This window comes from Exiguobacterium sp. H66, assembly GCF_018618705.1.
Classification (GTDB): Bacteria; Bacillota; Bacilli; order Exiguobacteriales; family Exiguobacteriaceae; genus Exiguobacterium_A; species Exiguobacterium_A oxidotolerans.
The window spans coordinates 123,820-141,221 of record NZ_JACSMQ010000009.1; the positions used below are offsets into that span (position 1 = coordinate 123,820).

Sequence of the window (17,402 nt, forward strand, 5' to 3'; positions counted from 1 at the left end):
GTTGGTTATAAGGGCTGTTGCACCGAAGATGGAAGCGAGAGTCGCCAACATGAGGCATTCCCCACGGTTACCGTAAAATCTTTTCGAGCGCTTTTCCTTTTGCCAGTTCGTCAATCAGTTTGTCGAGATAGCGGATTTCGCGCATTAAGTCGTCCTCCACGTCCTCGACCCGGACGCCGCAGACGACACCTTTGATGAGTGATCGCCGTTCCTGCATGTCTGGTGCTTCCGCAAAAAAGGTTTCGAAGGTCGTCGTATCTTGCGATAGTTGCGCGAGCTGTTGTTCCGAGTACCCGGTCAACCAGCGGATGATGGTATCGACTTCCTGTTTCGTCCGACCTTTCCGTTCCACTTTTTTGACGTAAAGCGGATAGACGCTTGAGAACGCTGTCGTGTACAGCCGGTGTTGCCCCATTTTTCTCACTCCTTATGATTCGTATATTTTATATCAAAAAAAAGCGCGGCACTACGTTGTCGGACACAGCTCGTGATACAGCTGTTTGATTTGTTGATACATCTGGTCCGTCGATTGTGCGGCATCGATCCGGATGACAGGTGACCTTGAAAGGATCATCTGGAGCTGATGTTCTGCCAATGTCCCAATCTTGGCAGGGTCCGTCTCCGTCAAATACGTCCTGCACCAATCGAGGAAATCGTTTGACCCTGAAAAATCGGGATAGCGTGCCTGTTCCCGTTTGATTAACCGGTTCATCCGTGTTTCTTCGTCCAACGTTAAAAATACGAGCAGCTCGCGGTCCGGGAAGCCGTATGGATTCCATGAAAAGACGGAACCGGAGACAATGTACTGTTGATGGCGTTCGATGTCCTGTGTATATAAGGTATACCGTTCGTCGACCGACCGTTTTTTGGTGAACGTTTGATCTGTCCATAAGTAGCGATCGCTATCAATCCAAGGTATCCCTTCTTGTTGCCCGATCCACTCGCCGAGCGTGCTTTTGCCGGTGCCGGATCCACCGATGATTTGAATGCGCATGTTAGAAGTCCTCCAAAAAAATATAAATCTTGTTTTAAATTAAAACAGAGAGGCTGTCAATGATTGAGCGGTCAGGAAATGACAAATGTATCGCGAAGCTCGACAATCGTCCCTTCCGGTGCTTTTAATTTACTGAGGTGCCCGTCGACGACGAAATAGATGTTCCCGCCGTTTTTCGGCAGGAAGGTGACACCGCGTTGTTCGAGCCGTGCGACTTCCGCCGCTAAATCGTCGACGTATAAAGCGAAATGAACGGGACCAGACGTATGTTTCGTATAAGGCGTCAAAGTCTCGTCGACTTTGTTCGTCTGGAGTTCGATATAAAATTCGCCGAGCTTGAGCCAACTGTTGAACGCACGGGTGTGAAAGTCCGGGGATTCCTGGACGAGTTCGAACCCGAGTGCTTCATAAAAGGATTTAGAGGCCGCGTAATCAGCCGTTTGGATACAGAGGTGATGGATTTGTTTCAACTTATGGACGTCCTTTCGAAAACGGACCGCAACCGGCGCTCCGTTGTTTAGTCTATATGTCAGTTTAGCATATTTTAAACCGTTTCAATGCAGACGAAAAACTCCACCCATTCAAGAAAAGAACAAGGTGGAGTAGCGATTACGGCGTGACGTCGATGACATGAAACGTCACGTCCTGACCGTCCGAAACGGAATAGGCAATCGTCCCGTTGACGTAAATCGGTTTAGACGTCGTGTCTTTCATTTTGGTCAACGGGGCGACGGTTCCGCGCGTTAAGTCGGCATAAAGGAGCTGCGACGTGTTTTCACGGAAGATTACCCGATCGCGGGACAAGAAACGAAACGCATCGACGGTCGAATGCTGATCGGATAATTCATAAGTGAAGTCGGGTTGTTTTGAATCAAGCGGTAAAAAAGCAGCGTGTCCTTCTTCACCGGTTGCGACGTAATCGGCACCGTACTCGAAATCAAACAACCCATCAATCGGTCGTTGGAACCTGCCGTCATCACTCGCAAGGCGCGAGGTTTTAGTCCCGTCCTTGAACGTGCGGGTATGAATCAAGCGTCCGGCGTCGCCCGACCGGAAATCAAACGGTAAGATGCCGTCCTGTTTTCTTTTGTTTAGGTCGTACTGTTCGTGGACGATGATTGTATCGGCGGCTACATCAAAGGACTTCATCAGCGTTGTCGTCTTCTTCGCAGTCGCGTCATGGATCAGCCAGGAGAGGCGAGTCGTTGAAGCATCAAGCACCGGGATGGAGGCGTCGAAGCGGCTGACCCCTCGGTCGAGCAGATCCTGTTTCCCGTTTTTGAGATTGAAGCTATGAATCGTCCAGGCAATCCCGTCTTCTGCCGGCGCTGACGCGACCCAGAACAGGTAATGGGACACACCGGTCAATGAGCCGATCGTCTGATCGACCGTCTGGATGACTTCGTTCGTGTTCGACCCCGGGGTATAGCGGTAGATCGTACTGCTGACCTTGTTTTCGTTCGTCTGGATGAAGTGCGTGTAGTAGATCTTGTGTTCATACAGATACTCCGGGGCAACCTGGACCGTCTGCCCGACAAAAAAAGGCGACAGGTTGTATGAATGCGTCGTACCGACCGAGACCAGTGCCTCCTTTTTTGATAATGCCACCGGCTTATTTTCACTTGAAATCGGCGTCGCGACAACCTGTGAAGCAGCTTCCGTTTTAACGGCGGATGAGTTTTGCGTAACCGATGCGGTGTCATTCGTGCATCCGCTTATGACGGCGAGTGCAAGTGCGGCGACGGCGAAAGCAGTTTTGGTGTACATGTGGGATTCTCCTTTTTTAAGTAGATTGAAAAATCGTCAATCAGATGAAAAACGATACCAAAACGTGTAGACTGGTGGAGTACCTAATTATTGTAACAGATGGACGGTTTATCCAATTTTTTTCTGGAGGTTCAGGTAAATCGAATATTTACATTTAGCAAGGAGTGCATCGAAATGGCAAGAACATTACGGAAATCAGCGACGGACAAATCAATCCAGGGTGTCTGCGGCGGACTCGCGGAACAGCTTGGCTTGTCGTCATTCGCCGTCCGCTTGATATTTATCTTTATTCCACTGCCCGTCAACGTCATCATCTACATGATTCTTGCGAATGCGATGGCGAGTCCACCACGGACGTTATGACACGAGTTTTAACCAGAAGGGAGGCAACCAAGATGAACAAACAGAACCGCGCGTCATCCTTAGCAGCGCGACTGATCGCGATCACAATCGGCGCCTTGATTGGAGTAACAATCATGTACAGCGTACAAGGAGAGTTCAACTGGAGTGTTTTTCTCGGATTCGTCGGCGGAGCACTCCTGTTAGGGGGCATCAGTGCCGTAGTGGCCCGTAAGAAGCGGCACGCGTAACTGGTTAAAATAAGGGGGAAAAGAAATGAGTTATTGGATTTGTACGACCTGCGGGGTGCAGACGGATGCGGTTGAAGTTCAACCAACGACCTGCCGGATTTGCAGTGATGAACGGCAATACGTCAATCCGGACGGACAATCGTGGACGACGCGTGAGGCGATGGTCGCGTCCAAGAACTACCGGACGACGGTAATACCGGAGCAACCGGGTTTGATGAGCCTCGTGACATCACCACAATTCGGAATCGGGCAAACGGCGTATCTGGTCACCGGGTCAAAACGGCTGTTGTGGGACTGCATTACTTATCTCGATCAGACCGTGATCGATGAAATCAACCAACAGGGGGGACTCGACGCAATCGCCTTATCACATCCGCACTACTATGCGACACAAGTCGACTGGGCAGAAGCGTTTGATGTTCCGATTTATATCCACGAGGCGGACGAACAGTGGGTGACGCGACCGAGCGACCGGATTATTTTTTGGTCCGGCGACCGGTTGGAACTGGCAGATGACCTCGTCCTGCACCGGATCGGTGGTCATTTTGAAGGAGCGACGGTCCTTGAGTGGACGCAGGGAGACGCGGGACGGGGTGTCCTGTTGACGGGCGATATCGTCCGTGTCGTCGCTGACCGGGCATGGGTCAGCTTCATGTACAGTTACCCGAACCTGATTCCGCTGCCGGCAACGACAGTAGCGCAGATGGCAAGACAACTCAGCCCGCTGTCATTTAACCAGTTGTATGATGCCTTTCACCGCATCGTCGAGACCGACGCGGCAGGTGCGGTCGCGCGGTCGGCCGCGCGCTACATCAATGCATTAGGCGGCACGGATGATTAACGGCCTGTACGAAGCTCATCTCCCGGTCCGGAATTTAAAACAATCGATTGCCTTTTACGAAGGGCTCGGGCTGACGCTCGATCATATCGTCGACGACCGGTTGGCGTTCCTCTGGATTGTCAAAGAAGAAAGTTGGCTCGGGCTCTGGGTCGCGGATCAAGTCGAACTCGACTATCACCCGTCGATCCGGCATATCGCCTTCCAGGTCGAACTGGAGGCATTGACGGATGCCGTCGATTGGCTGACGGCGCGCGGTTACACACCACGAAAAGCGTTCGGGTTCGAACCGACGGAACCGTTCGTCATGGCACTGGCGCACCACGCGCACGCGAAGATTCATTTCAATGATCCGGACGGGAACAGTCTTGAATTCATCTGCCCGGTCGACAACCCGCACCGGATCACAGGTACGATGTACTGGAGCGGCTGGTTACATATGAACGCTCAAGCAGAGGAGGAGACCGATGAAACAAGCAATCATCTTTGATATGGACGGAACGTTATTTCAGACGCACCGGATTTTAGGACCGGCTTTAAACGTGGCGTTCACCCGGTTACGGCAAGCCGGAAAATGGCATGACGCAACACCGCTCGATACATACGAAGCGATCATGGGTGTCCCGTTACCGCAAGTCTGGGCGACCCTCTTGCCGGCACATCCGGAAACCGACCGCAAGCAGATGGACGACTGGTTTCAACAAGCCTTGATCGAGCGAATTCAGACAGGGCAAGGCGCCTTGTATCCGGATGCTGTGACGATACTGGAAACACTTCACGCGGGCGGACACGAGTTATATGTCGCGAGTAACGGACTTTCAGCGTATTTAGCGGCAATCGTCGAGCAGTTTGCGTTAGACCGTTACCTGACCGGCATCTATAGCATCGAAGACGTTGATTCGCTCGACAAATCCGAACTCGTCCGGATGATTCGGACGAAACACGGATTACAGTCGGGTGTCGTCGTCGGCGACCGGCAATCGGACTTTACGGCAGCGAAAGAAAACGGCTGGCCGGCGATCGGCTGCCGGTTTGATTTTGCACAGGAAGCGGAGCTCGCGACGGCCGAGTATATTGTCGATGACCTGATGGCGATCACGCAGCTCGTTTAAGGAACAGAGAGGTGCCTCTCATCATGAGTTCGTCTGAACATATAGGCAGAGGAATCGCCTTTTCGCAAACAGTTGCCGTATGATGAGACGGAATCTGTTTGTAGTTAGAGGAGGCACGTCATGTTAGCAATTATCATTGGTTTAGCGATCGGCATCATCGTTCCGGTGCAGACGAGCGTCAATACGCGGCTGCGTGGAGTTGTCGGATCACCGTTTACGGCATCCTTCATCTCGTTTAGTATCGGGACGGTCTTTTTAGTCCTCTTGACCCTGATCGTCGAAGGGGACTTCACATTGAACGAAGCCCTCTGGACGACGGAACCCCGCTGGATTTGGTTCGGTGGTGTTCTCGGGGTCATCTTCTTGACGGGAAACATCTTACTCTTTCCAAAACTAGGCGGGGTCCAGACGGTCATCATGCCCATCTTCGGACAAGTCATCATGGGGCTGTTGATTGACCATTTCGGATGGTTTGATTCAGCGGTCAACCGGTTGTCGCCGACCCGCGTAATCGGGGCCGTGCTCGTCCTGCTTGGTGTTGTCGGTACTGTCGCCTTAGGCGATTGGTTAGCGAAACGCCGGCATCGCGGACAACAGGAAACGAAGAACTCTGCGGAAGTCAACTTGACCGGTTGGCGTTTACTCGGCATCGTAACGGGGATGATGAGTGCGATGCAAGCAGCGATTAACGGGCATCTCGGAAGTGTCCTGGATTCGGCGATTAAAGGGGCATTGATTTCCTTCGTCATCGGGACGCTGACGCTTTTGCTCGTGTTGTTGCTCGTGCGACCGAAGCTCCAACTGGACCGGACGGCGCCAAAACCGTGGTGGATGTTCATCGGCGGTCTGATTGGTGCGACGTTCATTGCCGGGAATGCGTTCATCGTCCCGCTCGTCGGCACCGGCGTCGCCATCATCATCGTGACGATCGGTCTGTTGACGGGGGGTCTCTTGATTGACCGGTTCGGTTGGTTCGGGGCAGCCCGGACGCCGGTTACCGGTGTTCAAATTCTCAGTTTGCTCGTGATGATCGGCGGAATTGTCCTGATCCGGCTATAAAGTAAACGCCTTTCGAGATTCTTTTTGAATCCTGAAAGGCGTTTTTTGTTACTTCCTTACACAGACAGCTGTATTAAAACCGTGGCGCAAAACTTCAACAGGGCCGATTTTTTCATAAGTTACCTGATTCATGACATTTGGGAGTTAAACAGCTGGTCGCGTGTTCCGAAGCGCAACGCGAGTTTTAACAGGAAAACGTTTAGAATCAGTAAACCGATCGATAACAGAATCAGGAACAGCGTATTGATGAAGAATAATCCGCTGATTTGACCGATGATTAATCCGATGAACGGTAAGATGATGATACCGCTCAAGTTTTGTGCTTCCTGATACGTACTGACCCGTGTCGAGATCAATAAATTAATTAACGCCGTCGTCAATAAAAGAATCGGTAACAGCAGAAAGAGTAACACCCACCACTGGGTCGAAGGAAAGCTGACTGAAAAGCCGTTGACGGAAATCAAAGTGTTGATGACGAGCAGATTTATCAAAAAGCAGACGGCGGAAATCAGGTAGGATGAGGCAATCGAGATCAGCAGTTTGCCGTAAAACAAATCACGGATGGTGATTGGTGAAAACAATAGGCTTTCTAATGTGTGCTGTTCCTTTTCACTGACGAAACTATTGGCAGCGATGACGGAACATGTAATGACCGGAACTAACAAAAATAACGTCACGAGCGGATAGTTTAGGAACAAATAAAGCAATTGTTCATTAAACGTCAGTGTCAGGACATCTGGACTGGCCGTAGTCGCCAAAAAACGATTCAGTAAATCGAGCACTTCCGGGTCGGTTAACGTGGACGAATCAAGCTCGATGATGAACCAGGCGAATCCGATCGGAAGGACGAGCCCCATCAAGACCGGGATGATAATCAACGTGAACAGCAAGATCTTTTTTCGGAAGAGTTGGATGCTGTCTTTTTTAATCACGGCAAGCACGAGTGGTAAATTCATTTCGTTTCACCCCTTAACTTAAAATAGACACCTTCTAAATCACGGTCGATTACTTGACACTCATACACCGCGTAGCCCTGATCAATGATTTGTTTCAAAAAAGGGCTGATGCACGTTTCGTCTTTAAACGATACTTCAATCACGTCAGGAGCAACAGGTGCAACAGCCGTTTCGAACATCGTGCGGACGGAACCTGGCGGAAGGTTTGTCCGGATTCTGACGCGAATCGCAGTTTGGTGACGCTTCAGTAAATCCGCGAGTGTCCCTTGATCGATGAAACGCCCCTGTTCGATGAAGATGTAGGCGTCACAGACACTCTCCAATTGGTAGAGGAGATGCGACGTGATGATGACGGTCGTTCCCTTCGTTTGATTTACGGACCGAATCATATCCAGCACCTGGCGAATGCCATCGGGGTCCAGTCCATTCGTCGGTTCATCCAAAAATAAAATTTCCGGGTCATGCAGCATTGCTTTAGCGAGCGCGAGTCGCTTTTTCATACCGGTACTAAACGTATGGACATAGACATCGCGGACATGGGCCAAGTCGAACTGGTTCAACAGTTCAAGCAAATGATTTTTATTTCTGACACCGTATAAAGACGCGTAAAAAGTTAAATTTTCAAGGGCGGTCATGTCAGGGTACAATCCCGCACTTTCGGTGACGATGCCAGCTTTCGTGCGAAGGACTTCAATCGGCTGATCATCATAACGGACCGTACCATGCGTCGGGGAGATCACACCGTTCATGATTCGAATCAGCGTTGTTTTCCCGGCACCGTTCGGACCGATCAAGCCGACTACTTTTCCCCGTGGAATCGTGAACGACATATCTGATAAGACAAGCCGATCATCAAACGTTTTCGAAATGTTTTGTAATGTTAGCATCTGTTGTATCCTCTCATGTTCTGAATACCAAGCTGAACGAGCCGGGCTGATGACGATTCTTCAATTTATTCGACGGATTGATGTTGTTTAATTTGTTGAATGACAGATGCGACATCATTCGGTTCCCGTATGACATAGAGTTGATCGGCTTCGTCCGCTTCGGGAGGTTCGACTGCCTGCTTCTGTATAAGTGCTTCATATGTAATCTCCCCGCGGATCACGACGGAACTCCGGTCAGAATGTTTAATCCGAGTTAAGGCGGTGGCGTCGCTTACATCAAAAAAGACAATGATCCGGTGAAACACAGTCGGTGGATATTGTTCGTTCAGTAAGCAAAGGCGATTCACCCACGATAAGTTCGCATTACAGACGATGAGATGTGCATCGGTTCGTTCGGTCGCGATCGAAGAGATGAACTGAGTCAAAGCATGTTTTACGTCGTTCGTTCCGCGCGAAGGAACAAGTTCGGGATAATGGGTGTTCAAGAAAGCGGCATGGTGATCTTGATCGATGATGAGGCTGTTTGGGAGTTGCTCCGCTAACGTACGTGCAAAGGTTGACTTTCCGGTATGGGTTTTACCGACCGTTAAAATCAGTAGACGCCGCATAGATGATTCTCCTTTAAATTCCTAATTTTAATTTACGTGTTGCCGCTAACGTCTCTTTTAAGTGTTCGCTCCGTTTTGAGATGAAGCTTGTCCAAAAGGTCTCGCCGATCGCTGTCAGTTCTTCCCGGGTATAGTCCGCCGGATCAAACTTTCCCCAGCACCCGTCTGTCGTTAACTGACTCCAAAAGACAGTATCGGAATATGGAATGTTCGACGTCGGCACATCACTTCCCATCGGTTTCAATTGAACGAGTTCCGGACACAACCACATCGCGGCAGAGACGGATAACAGCCCGGCATGGCGTTACTTCCTGAAGAGCCTCTTCCCAGGCGAGGTGACGATCGGCCGTAATTAACACGATGTCTTGATGTTTGTAATTCATCTGTTTGACGAAGGCTGCTTCCCAGTAAGCTCCCCCGTGACCGTTGCATAACACAAATTGAGTAAAACCTTGCCGCCGCAGGTTGACGATGATTTCTTCGAGCATCGCCATCAGAACGGTCGGGCTGACGGTGACGGTACCGATTTGGTCGGCATGTTCTTCCGACGTATTAAAAGGCAGGGTCGGGAGCACATAGGCATCTAACGTTTCGCCAAACGCCTCGGCATATTTTTCAGCAATCAACGTATCGAGGTGCATCGGCAGGTAAGGACCAAACTGTTCCGTCGCACCAACCGAAAGAATCGCAATCGTTGTTTCACTGGCGGCCACTTCCCGCGTACTATTTCTATAACTGATCATGGAAAAACTCCTTTATTCATTTTAATTCATGCACTATGACTACTATTTCTAATTTTATCCAATTAGAGCAGAATTACCAACTGAAATCATCAAAGATTCCATTTTTTCGATTGGGAAGATTGCCGTTTTAAAGTCAAGTAGCGAGAGAACGGCAGAGGTAGGTAAGATTCACCTTCAGCGTTAACGATTATTCCTTGAACGCATGAAGAAAAAACAGGAAGTAATCACGATCATGATGCCGCAACACAGGAGAATCCATGCAATCGTGAAATGAAAGTAGAGCGAAAGTGAGATTAACGCATACGACAGCGGGACTAATCCGTTCGACGCCGCATTCACTAAACTCATGACACGCCCCATCATCGGCTGTTGACTCGTCGCTTGAATGGTCGTCAAGAGTAAGACATTGATGACAGCGGACATCAACCCCATGACAAGCAACAGGGCGACACCCTGAAAGACCGTTGTGATTTGACCCAGTGCGGCTAACCCGCCAATCAGTAGAAGCAGTAAGCGGATCGACTGACTTAAATAGCTAGTGCAACTTAAAAAAAATCCAGGTTCGGTTAGTTGACGATACAAAAAAAGATTGCAGAGGAGAAACCTCTACAATCTACGAGCAGACATCTGTTGGTGATGATGGACGATCAATTCGGTCAATTCTTCAAGCGTCCCGCTGCAGGGGATGATTTCCGGCAAATGATAGAACGTACTCGTCGTCTCGAACCGGTCGTATGTCTGATCAACGCAATGGAGAAAAATCGGCTTGTCTTGTCCTAAGGCGATCCCGAGTTCGATATGGCTTCCTTTACCTGCCGGCAGTAAAATGATGACGCAGTCCGAGAGCATGATGGCCTGTTTTTCAGCATGACCAATCGTTTGCAGTGCCGCTTTACTCGTCGCCCGTTCATTTTGGGTCCAATCATACGTCAGCGTAAATCCGCGATCGATCAGTTTGTGTTGTAATATCCGGACGTTCGTGATATTTGCAAAGCTTGATCCAATATAAAACTGCATCCGTCTGCTCCTTTCAGCATGGGTTGTCAAAAAAACTTAATTCGCTTACTTCACCTTCAAGATGACTTTCCCTTTCGCATGACCGGATTCTGAATAGGCGAGCGCCTCCTGTGCCGCTTCAAACGGATAGACGCGATCGATGACCGGTTTGATTTGCCCCGTCTCAATCCATTCCGTGATGTGCTGCAGTTGTCGTCCGCTCGGTTTCATGAACAAAAACGTGTATGTGACGCGGTATTTTCGCTCGAGAAATGCCTCACGGACCGTCAAGAGACGAAATAACATCGTTTTTAAAAATCCGGAACCGTACGCTTTACCGAACCGACCATTCGGCAATCCGGAAATCGAGACGATTTGTCCACCGGGCCGGACGATTTTAAAGGACCGTCTGAGCGTGTCGTCGCCAATCGTATCGTAGACGCCGTCGAAGTCATGTAAGACCTCATCAAACGCGACGGTCCGGTAATCGATGATTTCGTCGGCACCGAGTGCTTTGACCAAATCATGACCGGCAGGACTGGCGGTCGTCGCGACATACAGTCCCATCGCCTTCGCCAGTTGGATGGCGAACGTCCCGACACCGCCTGCACCGGCCTGGATTAAGATTTTTTGACCCGGTGTCGCTTGTAAGACGTCGTGGAGTGCCTGATAGGACGTCAAACCGACGAGCGGGATCGACGCCGCCTCTTCGAACGATAACGCATCCGGTTTTCGTGCGACGAGGTCTTCATGAATCGCAATGAATTCCGCGAATGTCCCGATCCGCTGTTTTTCGGCGCGTCCGTAGACGGCGTCGCCGACTTGAAACTGTGTTACCGCGGGACCGACCCTCGTGACGATGCCGGCAAAATCGTTGCCGAGAATCAACGGGAACTGGTAGGGAATCAACAGTTTGACCTTGCCGTCCCGAATCTTAAAGTCAACCGGATTGATGCTCGCGGCATGAATTTCGACTAGGACATCATGCGCCGAGACAACGGGAAGGGGCTGTTCCGTTAGTTCGAGTGGTACGTTTCCATATTTTTCAATCGTCATTGCTTTCACCGAACATCCACCCTCTCTGACAAGTCTTTTTAACCAGTGTATCACGCCTTCCGATAATGCTATACTGAAATTGGATAGGGAAAATATGGGATTAACCAATCGTGAAAGCAGGTGACGTGTTGAAGAAATGGGGAGCACGGTTATTACGGGAATGGATTCGCATACCCCGCTGGTTGAAACGGACCGTTCCTTTAGCGATCACGCTCGTGCTCGTCTGGCAGCTTATCAAGACGATGCTTGATTTTGATGTAGCGTCGGTTACGTTCAGTGATGTCATCATGTGTTTGATTGGTGCAGGTATCATCGTCTTCTTACCCAAGTTTGATTCGAAACGATAGGGAGGTTACATCTTGTCAAAGAAAAGCGACCAGGAACAACCGTTAACAGGGGGAAACGTTTCTGCCGTCAGTCGTGTCGGCGACACGGTCCGGCGGGAACAAAAGCCGGACAGTCCGCGGATTCACCGGCTGCTCGTGCACCTCGAGAAAAAAGAGTATCCAGCAAGTCCACGGTTTCTCGGAATCGATCCGCAAAATCGGGAAATCCTGTCGTATCTTGACGGGGAGGCGGGAAACTATCCCCTCAAGGCCTACATGTGGTCGGAGGCCGTATTAGAAGAAACGGCCCGGTTACTCCGTCAGTTTCATGATGCCACGGCAGACTTCGAAGTACCCGCGTCATGGGAGCCGCTCGACAATACGCCGTTGCCGTATACAGTCATCTGTCACAATGATTTTGCCGTCTATAATGTCATTTTTAAGGACGAAAAACCGATCGGCGTCATCGACTTTGATTTAGCGGCACCCGGCCCACGGATTTGGGACATCGCCTACACGTTGTATACGTTCGTACCGATCAGCCGGCTTCATCATGATGAACACGGGCGACAAGTCGACTATGACCCCGTTACGGGACCAGACCGGATCAAACGCCGCATCGACATCTTTTTAACGGCTTACGGGATGCCGGAATTAAAAGAGCAATTGTTTGATACGTTACTGTTACGGATTGAAGCCCTCCTGTTGACGATCCATCGTAAAGCAGCCGACGGGGAGGAGGCGTTTCAGCGGATGATTGAGGAGGGGCATGCGACGCATTACGCGCAAGAACTTGCCTTTATCAAGCAGCATGGTGTGACGTGGTTCGATTAAAAAGGAGCGATGGTGCAAATGAAGACGGAAACAGATATCGTCCAGATGTTTGAACGGGACCGGGAGACAAGAATACTTCTTGAGACGGTCGCGAGACTCGACTTACCGGACTGGTGGATTTGTGCCGGGTATGTCCGGGCGAAGGTTTGGGATGTGTTAGAGCAAAAGGAAGCGACAGCGGTCGCGGATATCGATGTCATCTATTTTGACACCTCCGATACGACGGAAGCGACTGACCGGATGTTAGAAAAACGATTGAATGCACAATTGCCGGATTATCCTTGGTCCGTTAAAAATCAGGCACGGATGCATACCAAAAATGACTTACCGCCATACCGGTCGTCGCGCGACGCGATGGCACAATTCCCGGAGACGGTGACGGCAATCGGTCTGACGCTGCATGCCGACCGGGTTGTATTTTTTTCAGCGTACGGCGTCAGTGATCTGTTGCAGCAACGGCTGCGGCCAACGCCGCTGTTCCAGGCGACGGCGCGGCAAGTGATTTACCAGCAGCGGCTGGCGGAAAAACAGTGGGTGAAGAACTGGCCAGGTGTCCATGAAGCGGAGAATGAAACAACTGGATTTAAAAATTTTTAAATTGCTGAAACGAAATCCGTCGGTTACGCAGTCTAACAGGTAGTGACAGACAGAAAGGGGAGAACGGGCGATGATCGGTCGGCGAAACAAGCGGCAACCCGCGTTTGATGATGACGCGTTTCTGACGTTTTTGACGCGTCATGATACGTATCTTTACAAAATGTCCTACCTTTACTTAAAAAATGACCAGGATGCACTCGAAAATGTGCAGGAAATTGCCTATCGCGCCTGGAAACACCGCCATACGTTATTGGACGCGACGATCGCCAAAACCTGGTTGACGCGGATCGCGATCAATTGTGCGCTCGACATGCTAAAGAAAACCCAAGGAATCCGGGTCGACTACACGGCAGTGGCAACGGATGTCGCCGAACCGGTTATTTTCGAGGAGCGACTCGTCGATGATCTTTACCTGCAGGACTTGCTCGAAGTGCTCACGGTAGCGGAACGGACCATCGTGTTCTTACGGTATTACGAGGATTATACGTTGCAAAACGTCGCCGATCTGCTGCAAATACCGGTCAGCACGGTCAAAAGTACACTCTACCGGGCCATACAAAAGGTTCAGACACGACAGACGGGAGGCGGGGCGGGATGAACGAGCAGGTTAAACAGGAAGTCGATAAGATCGACATATCGCGGGGACAGGTCCGCAGTCAATTGCTCGCCGGTGTGGAGCGGGCACGCCGACCACGCTTCACCGGACGTAAGGTCGCGACAGGACTGGTTGCAGCGGCACTCCTGTTGGCGGTCGGTGGCGGCATGCTACTGGAAGAGACACCGCCTGCGGCAGAAATCGTTCGGACGGACGGTGCCGTCGTCGTTCCGAATTGGGCGCAGGACGAACAAGAGGAGGGCAGTTCGACCGCAGGCAGCATGCTCCCCGGGCTCGTCTACAAGCAGGAGCTGTATCTGGCGATGGAGACACCTCTGACGGATGACGTCCGTATCCTGAAAGGGAAGAGACTGGGGCACGTGACGGCAACACTTGAGGAAACGGGTGACGACGTCATCGAAAATGCCTCGAACCTCGGACCGGTCACTTTGTATCGGGTCGACGGTTACAAGCCGTCCGTACGCCTGTTTGCCGTAGGGGAGGAAGAAGGCAGAAAAAAAGTCTGGCTACTCGAACGCCAGACGGGTTTTACGGTGACTACGGGAAACGATTTTTTTAAGGATTTACATCTTGATCAACCGGTTAAACACTTCGCCTATCAGACATTTGACGAGTGGAATGACGCCGAAACGGCACGACCGGTGACTGTCGACCGTCCGTACTGGGCCTTCCTGAATGCCTTGTATCAAAGTGATGCGATGATCCGCGAAGAAGTCCCAAAAGAAGCCGCGGACTACATGCATTCCGACAGAATGAAGGTCTTACGCGTGACGCAAGCCGACGGGATCACGGTGTCGCTGCGGCTGATTGCAGGCGGCTACGTCGTCTATCCGCAACTGGACGTCTTCTTTAAGGTCGATCCGGTCGCTTTTAAGGTGATGTGGGAGGCGTTGTGACCGCTGCATCAATCGTCTTCCGGAAACCGTAAAACGGACGATAACCGAGTTGTTCGTAAAACGAGTGGGACGAGGCGCTCGCGAGAATCTCGAGCCGTGTCGCCGGATAGAGGGCGTGGACGTGTCCGAGCAAGGCTTGTCCGAGTCCCTGTCCGCGGGCACTGTCCGCGATCAACAGCTCACAAATGTAAAGCGTGATCGCCGTATCCGTCATGCCGCGGATGTAGCCGGAAACGGTTCCGTCGATGACGACGACGTAGGCAACGTTCGACGACGCAAAGGCGCGTTTCGTTTCGTCAGCACGGGCGACGAGATTACTCCAGCCTTCAGCCTGATTCAACCGTTGAATCGCTTCGAAATCGTGGTCCGCGTAAGGGCGGATTTGGTATTGTCGTTCTGACATGGTAAACACTCCTGTTCTATGAGTTAATTTTGAAGCACTGTGCCTAATTCGTCCCAGTCGTCGATCCAGTCCGTACAAGGAGGGAGTAGCGCCGAACCGTTTCTTTTCCAAATCACGTTCATCCCGACTTGCTGCGCACCGAAGACGTCGTTTACGGGATGGTCGCCAATGTAGACGGTCGCATGTGCGTCAAGGGCACACTCTTCTAAAAAGTAGTTGAAAATGAACGGGTCTGGCTTTTTGATTCCGATGTCTTCCGAAATGAGGATGTGATCGAAATAATGCGTCAGCCCGGATGCCTCGAGCGTGGTGCGCTGAAAATCAGACAGACCATTTGAAATCAGTCCGATCAGATAACCTTGTTTTCTTAACGCCTTTAACATATCCGCCGTACCCGGATAGGCGAGGCAATGGTTCGGAAAGGAAACAAAGTAATCGTCGAGTAATTGACGCCACGTCACCGTCGTAATCTCGAACTTCTGCAGCAACTGTTGATACACGATATCTTTTGAAACATACCCATCGTTGTCCAGTGTGATGAAGCGACGCGTATAGTCCGGCAGTGAAACGGGTTGGAAGTCGTTAAAGAAACGCTGATACTGTCCAATGATGAAATTTTTTAAGGACAGCTGACGATTTAAAAGCGTTCCGTCTAAATCAAACACAACTGCTGTTATATTTTTAATTTCAATCACCGCCAATTAGATGAATAAACCGTATATCCATTTCCATATTAATGGAATAATTGAACAAGAGAAAGTTATTTCGACAATTCATCTAAGTAGGAGAGGAAAAATCATGGCTCATTTCGATACAAAAACGCCGGGACGACCGCTCGTCATTCTGCCCGGTCTTGGCTGCAGCTATCACGAATGGTATCCGATCATCGAAGTATTAAAACAAACGTTTCGTGTCATCTCGTTTCACCGACATGAATTGGAGAACACGACTGAACACGGCACGGCGGGGGTTGCCGTGCAACTCAAACAGTTACTTCAAACAATAGGCGTCACGGAACCGGTCCTGCTTGTCGGACATTCTTACGGAGGGCTGTGTGCGCAACAGATGGCACACGATTACCCGGAGCATGTACGCGGACTCGTGCTCGTCGACTCGACGTCCGTCCGCTTGCGACAACTGGATGCCTTGACGTTACCGTTCCTCGATGCTTTGTCGACCGATCAGGTCTGGCTTGACAAGTGCCGAAGTTATGCGGAAATGACACGTCACGCCTTATGCGAGACCATCCAGCCGGAACTGACGCAGGAGCAACAACAGTTACCCGCAAACGTCCAACAAGAGCTGCTCGACTTCGAAACCGATCCGTTGCTGTACAGTGAAATGGCCACAGCCATCGAACAGTGGCAGGACGACGCCCTTACGTTGGAACGGCGCGGTCGTCTCGCGGATCTTCCGCTCGCCGTGCTCGGACGCGATAAGGAACTGGCCGTGAACAGCGGAATCGAAGAGGGGTTGCCGGAAGCGGAGTTACGGTTGCTTGAGGACACATGGGAACGATTGATTTGCGAACAGGCCGACCTGTCGACTCAAAGCAAACTACTTTTTGCTGAGCAGGCGAGTCACGCGATTCATCTTGATCGGCCGGGCCCAATCCTTGACACCATCCGCCAAATCGATGAGCGCGCGAACGATTAAACGAAAAGGAGCGAAGACATATGGGGCTTGCCGACAAGCTGAAACCGGAGCCCCGGAGTGATTTTCTGTTGGGTGGGATTGCGCCGGACATTCACGGTCTGATGGGCGTACCGAAAGGGAAAACGCATTTCAAGGACGTGGATGAGACAGGGAAGAACCGGATTAACCTGGACCGCTTTTTGCGTACATATGAAACACGATTAGCGGAACCGTTTTACCTCGGCTACTTTTGTCATTTGATATCTGATCAAGTCTGGTTGGATTTTTATCAAAAATAGGCGAGAATACGCCCACTTCTAAACGGTCAGGGTGAAGCCAGAGTGAAAGTGGGAGATGAATCACTACCCTCTCTTTCGGGTATATCCTTTGTAAGGAGGTGAACATCATGTTGACTCACAAGGCCTACAAATTCAGAATCTACCCGACAAAAGAACAGGAAATCCTGATCGCGAAGACGATCGGTTGTTC

The 17,402-nt window shown here is 50.8% G+C and carries 28 protein-coding genes; 14 read left to right on the plus strand and 14 right to left on the minus strand.

The features are described 5' to 3' along the window. Nucleotides 1-67: 67 nt before the first annotated feature. From KNP88_RS13925 to KNP88_RS13940, 4 genes are all read right to left on the minus strand, one after another. Nucleotides 68-415 carry a DUF2200 domain-containing protein gene (locus KNP88_RS13925; protein WP_214894353.1) on the minus strand — a complete coding sequence of 116 codons (348 nt, stop codon included), beginning with the start codon at nucleotides 413-415 and terminating at the stop codon, nucleotides 68-70. 51 nt (nucleotides 416-466) lie between these two features. Continuing rightward, the gene (locus KNP88_RS13930) at nucleotides 467-994 is read right to left on the minus strand and encodes a P-loop NTPase family protein (protein WP_214894354.1); all 528 of its coding nucleotides are present in this window, start codon (nucleotides 992-994) and stop codon (nucleotides 467-469) included. A gap of 71 nt (nucleotides 995-1,065) precedes the next feature. Then, complete coding sequence (locus KNP88_RS13935) at nucleotides 1,066-1,464, minus strand: VOC family protein (RefSeq protein WP_214894355.1); 399 nt, start codon at nucleotides 1,462-1,464, stop codon at nucleotides 1,066-1,068. A gap of 139 nt (nucleotides 1,465-1,603) precedes the next feature. Then, a complete protein-coding gene (locus tag KNP88_RS13940; protein ID WP_214894356.1) occupies nucleotides 1,604-2,761 on the minus strand; it encodes a hypothetical protein in 1,158 nt (385 codons plus the stop codon). A 174-nt stretch (nucleotides 2,762-2,935) separates the two neighbouring features. Between KNP88_RS13940 and KNP88_RS13945 the strand changes: the two genes are divergently transcribed. The 6 genes from KNP88_RS13945 (at nucleotide 2,936) to KNP88_RS13970 (ending at nucleotide 6,360) form a co-directional block, all read left to right on the plus strand. Then, nucleotides 2,936-3,124: a PspC domain-containing protein gene (locus tag KNP88_RS13945; RefSeq protein ID WP_088837104.1), complete on the plus strand. Its 189-nt coding sequence runs from the start codon at nucleotides 2,936-2,938 to the stop codon at nucleotides 3,122-3,124. A gap of 32 nt (nucleotides 3,125-3,156) precedes the next feature. Further along, a complete protein-coding gene (locus KNP88_RS13950) occupies nucleotides 3,157-3,351 on the plus strand; it encodes an LPXTG cell wall anchor domain-containing protein (protein ID WP_088837105.1) in 195 nt (64 codons plus the stop codon). A gap of 25 nt (nucleotides 3,352-3,376) precedes the next feature. Continuing rightward, nucleotides 3,377-4,192, plus strand: a complete 816-nt coding sequence (locus tag KNP88_RS13955) for an MBL fold metallo-hydrolase (protein ID WP_214894358.1) — start codon at nucleotides 3,377-3,379, stop codon at nucleotides 4,190-4,192. Continuing rightward, the gene (locus KNP88_RS13960) at nucleotides 4,185-4,679 is read left to right on the plus strand and encodes a VOC family protein (protein WP_214894360.1); all 495 of its coding nucleotides are present in this window, start codon (nucleotides 4,185-4,187) and stop codon (nucleotides 4,677-4,679) included. Before KNP88_RS13955 ends, KNP88_RS13960 begins: the two co-directional genes overlap by 8 nt. Further along, complete coding sequence (locus KNP88_RS13965) at nucleotides 4,657-5,301, plus strand: HAD hydrolase-like protein (protein WP_214894362.1); 645 nt, start codon at nucleotides 4,657-4,659, stop codon at nucleotides 5,299-5,301. The genes KNP88_RS13960 and KNP88_RS13965 overlap by 23 nt, the downstream gene beginning before the upstream one ends. A gap of 120 nt (nucleotides 5,302-5,421) precedes the next feature. After that, entirely contained in the window at nucleotides 5,422-6,360 is a 939-nt protein-coding gene (locus KNP88_RS13970; RefSeq protein WP_214894364.1) for a DMT family transporter, read from the plus strand. A gap of 128 nt (nucleotides 6,361-6,488) precedes the next feature. Here KNP88_RS13970 and KNP88_RS13975 read toward each other — a convergent pair whose 3' ends face one another. The 8 genes from KNP88_RS13975 to KNP88_RS14005 all read right to left on the minus strand — a co-directional run bounded on the left by KNP88_RS13975 (nucleotide 6,489) and on the right by KNP88_RS14005 (nucleotide 11,615). Next, nucleotides 6,489-7,316 carry an ABC transporter permease gene (locus KNP88_RS13975; protein WP_214894366.1) on the minus strand — a complete coding sequence of 276 codons (828 nt, stop codon included), beginning with the start codon at nucleotides 7,314-7,316 and terminating at the stop codon, nucleotides 6,489-6,491. Further along, nucleotides 7,313-8,203 carry a heme ABC exporter ATP-binding protein CcmA gene (gene ccmA, locus KNP88_RS13980; RefSeq protein ID WP_214894368.1) on the minus strand — a complete coding sequence of 297 codons (891 nt, stop codon included), beginning with the start codon at nucleotides 8,201-8,203 and terminating at the stop codon, nucleotides 7,313-7,315. Before ccmA ends, KNP88_RS13975 begins: the two co-directional genes overlap by 4 nt. Nucleotides 8,204-8,268: 65 nt before the next feature. Beyond that, nucleotides 8,269-8,811, minus strand: a complete 543-nt coding sequence (locus tag KNP88_RS13985) for an AAA family ATPase (protein ID WP_214894370.1) — start codon at nucleotides 8,809-8,811, stop codon at nucleotides 8,269-8,271. Nucleotides 8,812-8,824: 13 nt separating this feature from the next. Continuing rightward, on the minus strand, nucleotides 8,825-9,055 hold the full coding sequence (locus KNP88_RS15695; RefSeq protein ID WP_251137247.1) for a hypothetical protein: 231 nt from the start codon (nucleotides 9,053-9,055) through the stop codon (nucleotides 8,825-8,827). Beyond that, nucleotides 9,036-9,554: a creatininase family protein gene (locus KNP88_RS13990; protein ID WP_251137248.1), complete on the minus strand. Its 519-nt coding sequence runs from the start codon at nucleotides 9,552-9,554 to the stop codon at nucleotides 9,036-9,038. Before KNP88_RS13990 ends, KNP88_RS15695 begins: the two co-directional genes overlap by 20 nt. Nucleotides 9,555-9,734: 180 nt before the next feature. Beyond that, nucleotides 9,735-10,136 carry an MFS transporter gene (locus KNP88_RS13995; protein WP_214894372.1) on the minus strand — a complete coding sequence of 134 codons (402 nt, stop codon included), beginning with the start codon at nucleotides 10,134-10,136 and terminating at the stop codon, nucleotides 9,735-9,737. A gap of 24 nt (nucleotides 10,137-10,160) precedes the next feature. After that, nucleotides 10,161-10,571 carry a nucleoside 2-deoxyribosyltransferase gene (locus KNP88_RS14000; protein ID WP_214894373.1) on the minus strand — a complete coding sequence of 137 codons (411 nt, stop codon included), beginning with the start codon at nucleotides 10,569-10,571 and terminating at the stop codon, nucleotides 10,161-10,163. Nucleotides 10,572-10,616: 45 nt separating this feature from the next. Then, nucleotides 10,617-11,615 carry an NADP-dependent oxidoreductase gene (locus KNP88_RS14005; RefSeq protein ID WP_214894375.1) on the minus strand — a complete coding sequence of 333 codons (999 nt, stop codon included), beginning with the start codon at nucleotides 11,613-11,615 and terminating at the stop codon, nucleotides 10,617-10,619. A gap of 119 nt (nucleotides 11,616-11,734) precedes the next feature. Between KNP88_RS14005 and KNP88_RS14010 the strand changes: the two genes are divergently transcribed. The 5 genes from KNP88_RS14010 (at nucleotide 11,735) to KNP88_RS14030 (ending at nucleotide 14,875) form a co-directional block, all read left to right on the plus strand. Beyond that, entirely contained in the window at nucleotides 11,735-11,953 is a 219-nt protein-coding gene (locus KNP88_RS14010; protein ID WP_214894377.1) for a hypothetical protein, read from the plus strand. A gap of 12 nt (nucleotides 11,954-11,965) precedes the next feature. Beyond that, nucleotides 11,966-12,766 carry a phosphotransferase enzyme family protein gene (locus tag KNP88_RS14015; RefSeq protein ID WP_214894378.1) on the plus strand — a complete coding sequence of 267 codons (801 nt, stop codon included), beginning with the start codon at nucleotides 11,966-11,968 and terminating at the stop codon, nucleotides 12,764-12,766. Nucleotides 12,767-12,784: 18 nt separating this feature from the next. Further along, nucleotides 12,785-13,363 carry a nucleotidyltransferase family protein gene (locus KNP88_RS14020; RefSeq protein ID WP_214894380.1) on the plus strand — a complete coding sequence of 193 codons (579 nt, stop codon included), beginning with the start codon at nucleotides 12,785-12,787 and terminating at the stop codon, nucleotides 13,361-13,363. 70 nt (nucleotides 13,364-13,433) lie between these two features. Then, on the plus strand, nucleotides 13,434-13,961 hold the full coding sequence (locus tag KNP88_RS14025) for an RNA polymerase sigma factor (protein WP_214894381.1): 528 nt from the start codon (nucleotides 13,434-13,436) through the stop codon (nucleotides 13,959-13,961). Beyond that, entirely contained in the window at nucleotides 13,958-14,875 is a 918-nt protein-coding gene (locus KNP88_RS14030) for a hypothetical protein (protein WP_214894382.1), read from the plus strand. Before KNP88_RS14025 ends, KNP88_RS14030 begins: the two co-directional genes overlap by 4 nt. Here KNP88_RS14030 and KNP88_RS14035 read toward each other — a convergent pair. Both KNP88_RS14035 and KNP88_RS14040 read right to left on the minus strand, forming a co-directional pair. Then, nucleotides 14,850-15,278, minus strand: a complete 429-nt coding sequence (locus tag KNP88_RS14035) for a GNAT family N-acetyltransferase (RefSeq protein WP_214894383.1) — start codon at nucleotides 15,276-15,278, stop codon at nucleotides 14,850-14,852. The genes KNP88_RS14030 and KNP88_RS14035 overlap by 26 nt on opposite strands. 23 nt (nucleotides 15,279-15,301) lie before the next feature. Further along, nucleotides 15,302-15,973 carry an HAD family hydrolase gene (locus KNP88_RS14040; protein WP_214894384.1) on the minus strand — a complete coding sequence of 224 codons (672 nt, stop codon included), beginning with the start codon at nucleotides 15,971-15,973 and terminating at the stop codon, nucleotides 15,302-15,304. Between the two features lie 103 nt (nucleotides 15,974-16,076). Here KNP88_RS14040 and KNP88_RS14045 point away from each other — a divergent pair, with 103 nt between their 5' ends. From KNP88_RS14045 to KNP88_RS14055, 3 genes are all read left to right on the plus strand, one after another. Continuing rightward, the gene (locus KNP88_RS14045; protein ID WP_214894385.1) at nucleotides 16,077-16,934 is read left to right on the plus strand and encodes an alpha/beta fold hydrolase; all 858 of its coding nucleotides are present in this window, start codon (nucleotides 16,077-16,079) and stop codon (nucleotides 16,932-16,934) included. A 20-nt stretch (nucleotides 16,935-16,954) separates the two neighbouring features. After that, nucleotides 16,955-17,212 carry a zinc dependent phospholipase C family protein gene (locus KNP88_RS14050; RefSeq protein ID WP_214894387.1) on the plus strand — a complete coding sequence of 86 codons (258 nt, stop codon included), beginning with the start codon at nucleotides 16,955-16,957 and terminating at the stop codon, nucleotides 17,210-17,212. Between the two features lie 107 nt (nucleotides 17,213-17,319). Then, on the plus strand, nucleotides 17,320-17,402 hold an 83-nt coding region (locus tag KNP88_RS14055; RefSeq protein WP_214894406.1), incomplete at its 3' end, for a helix-turn-helix domain-containing protein.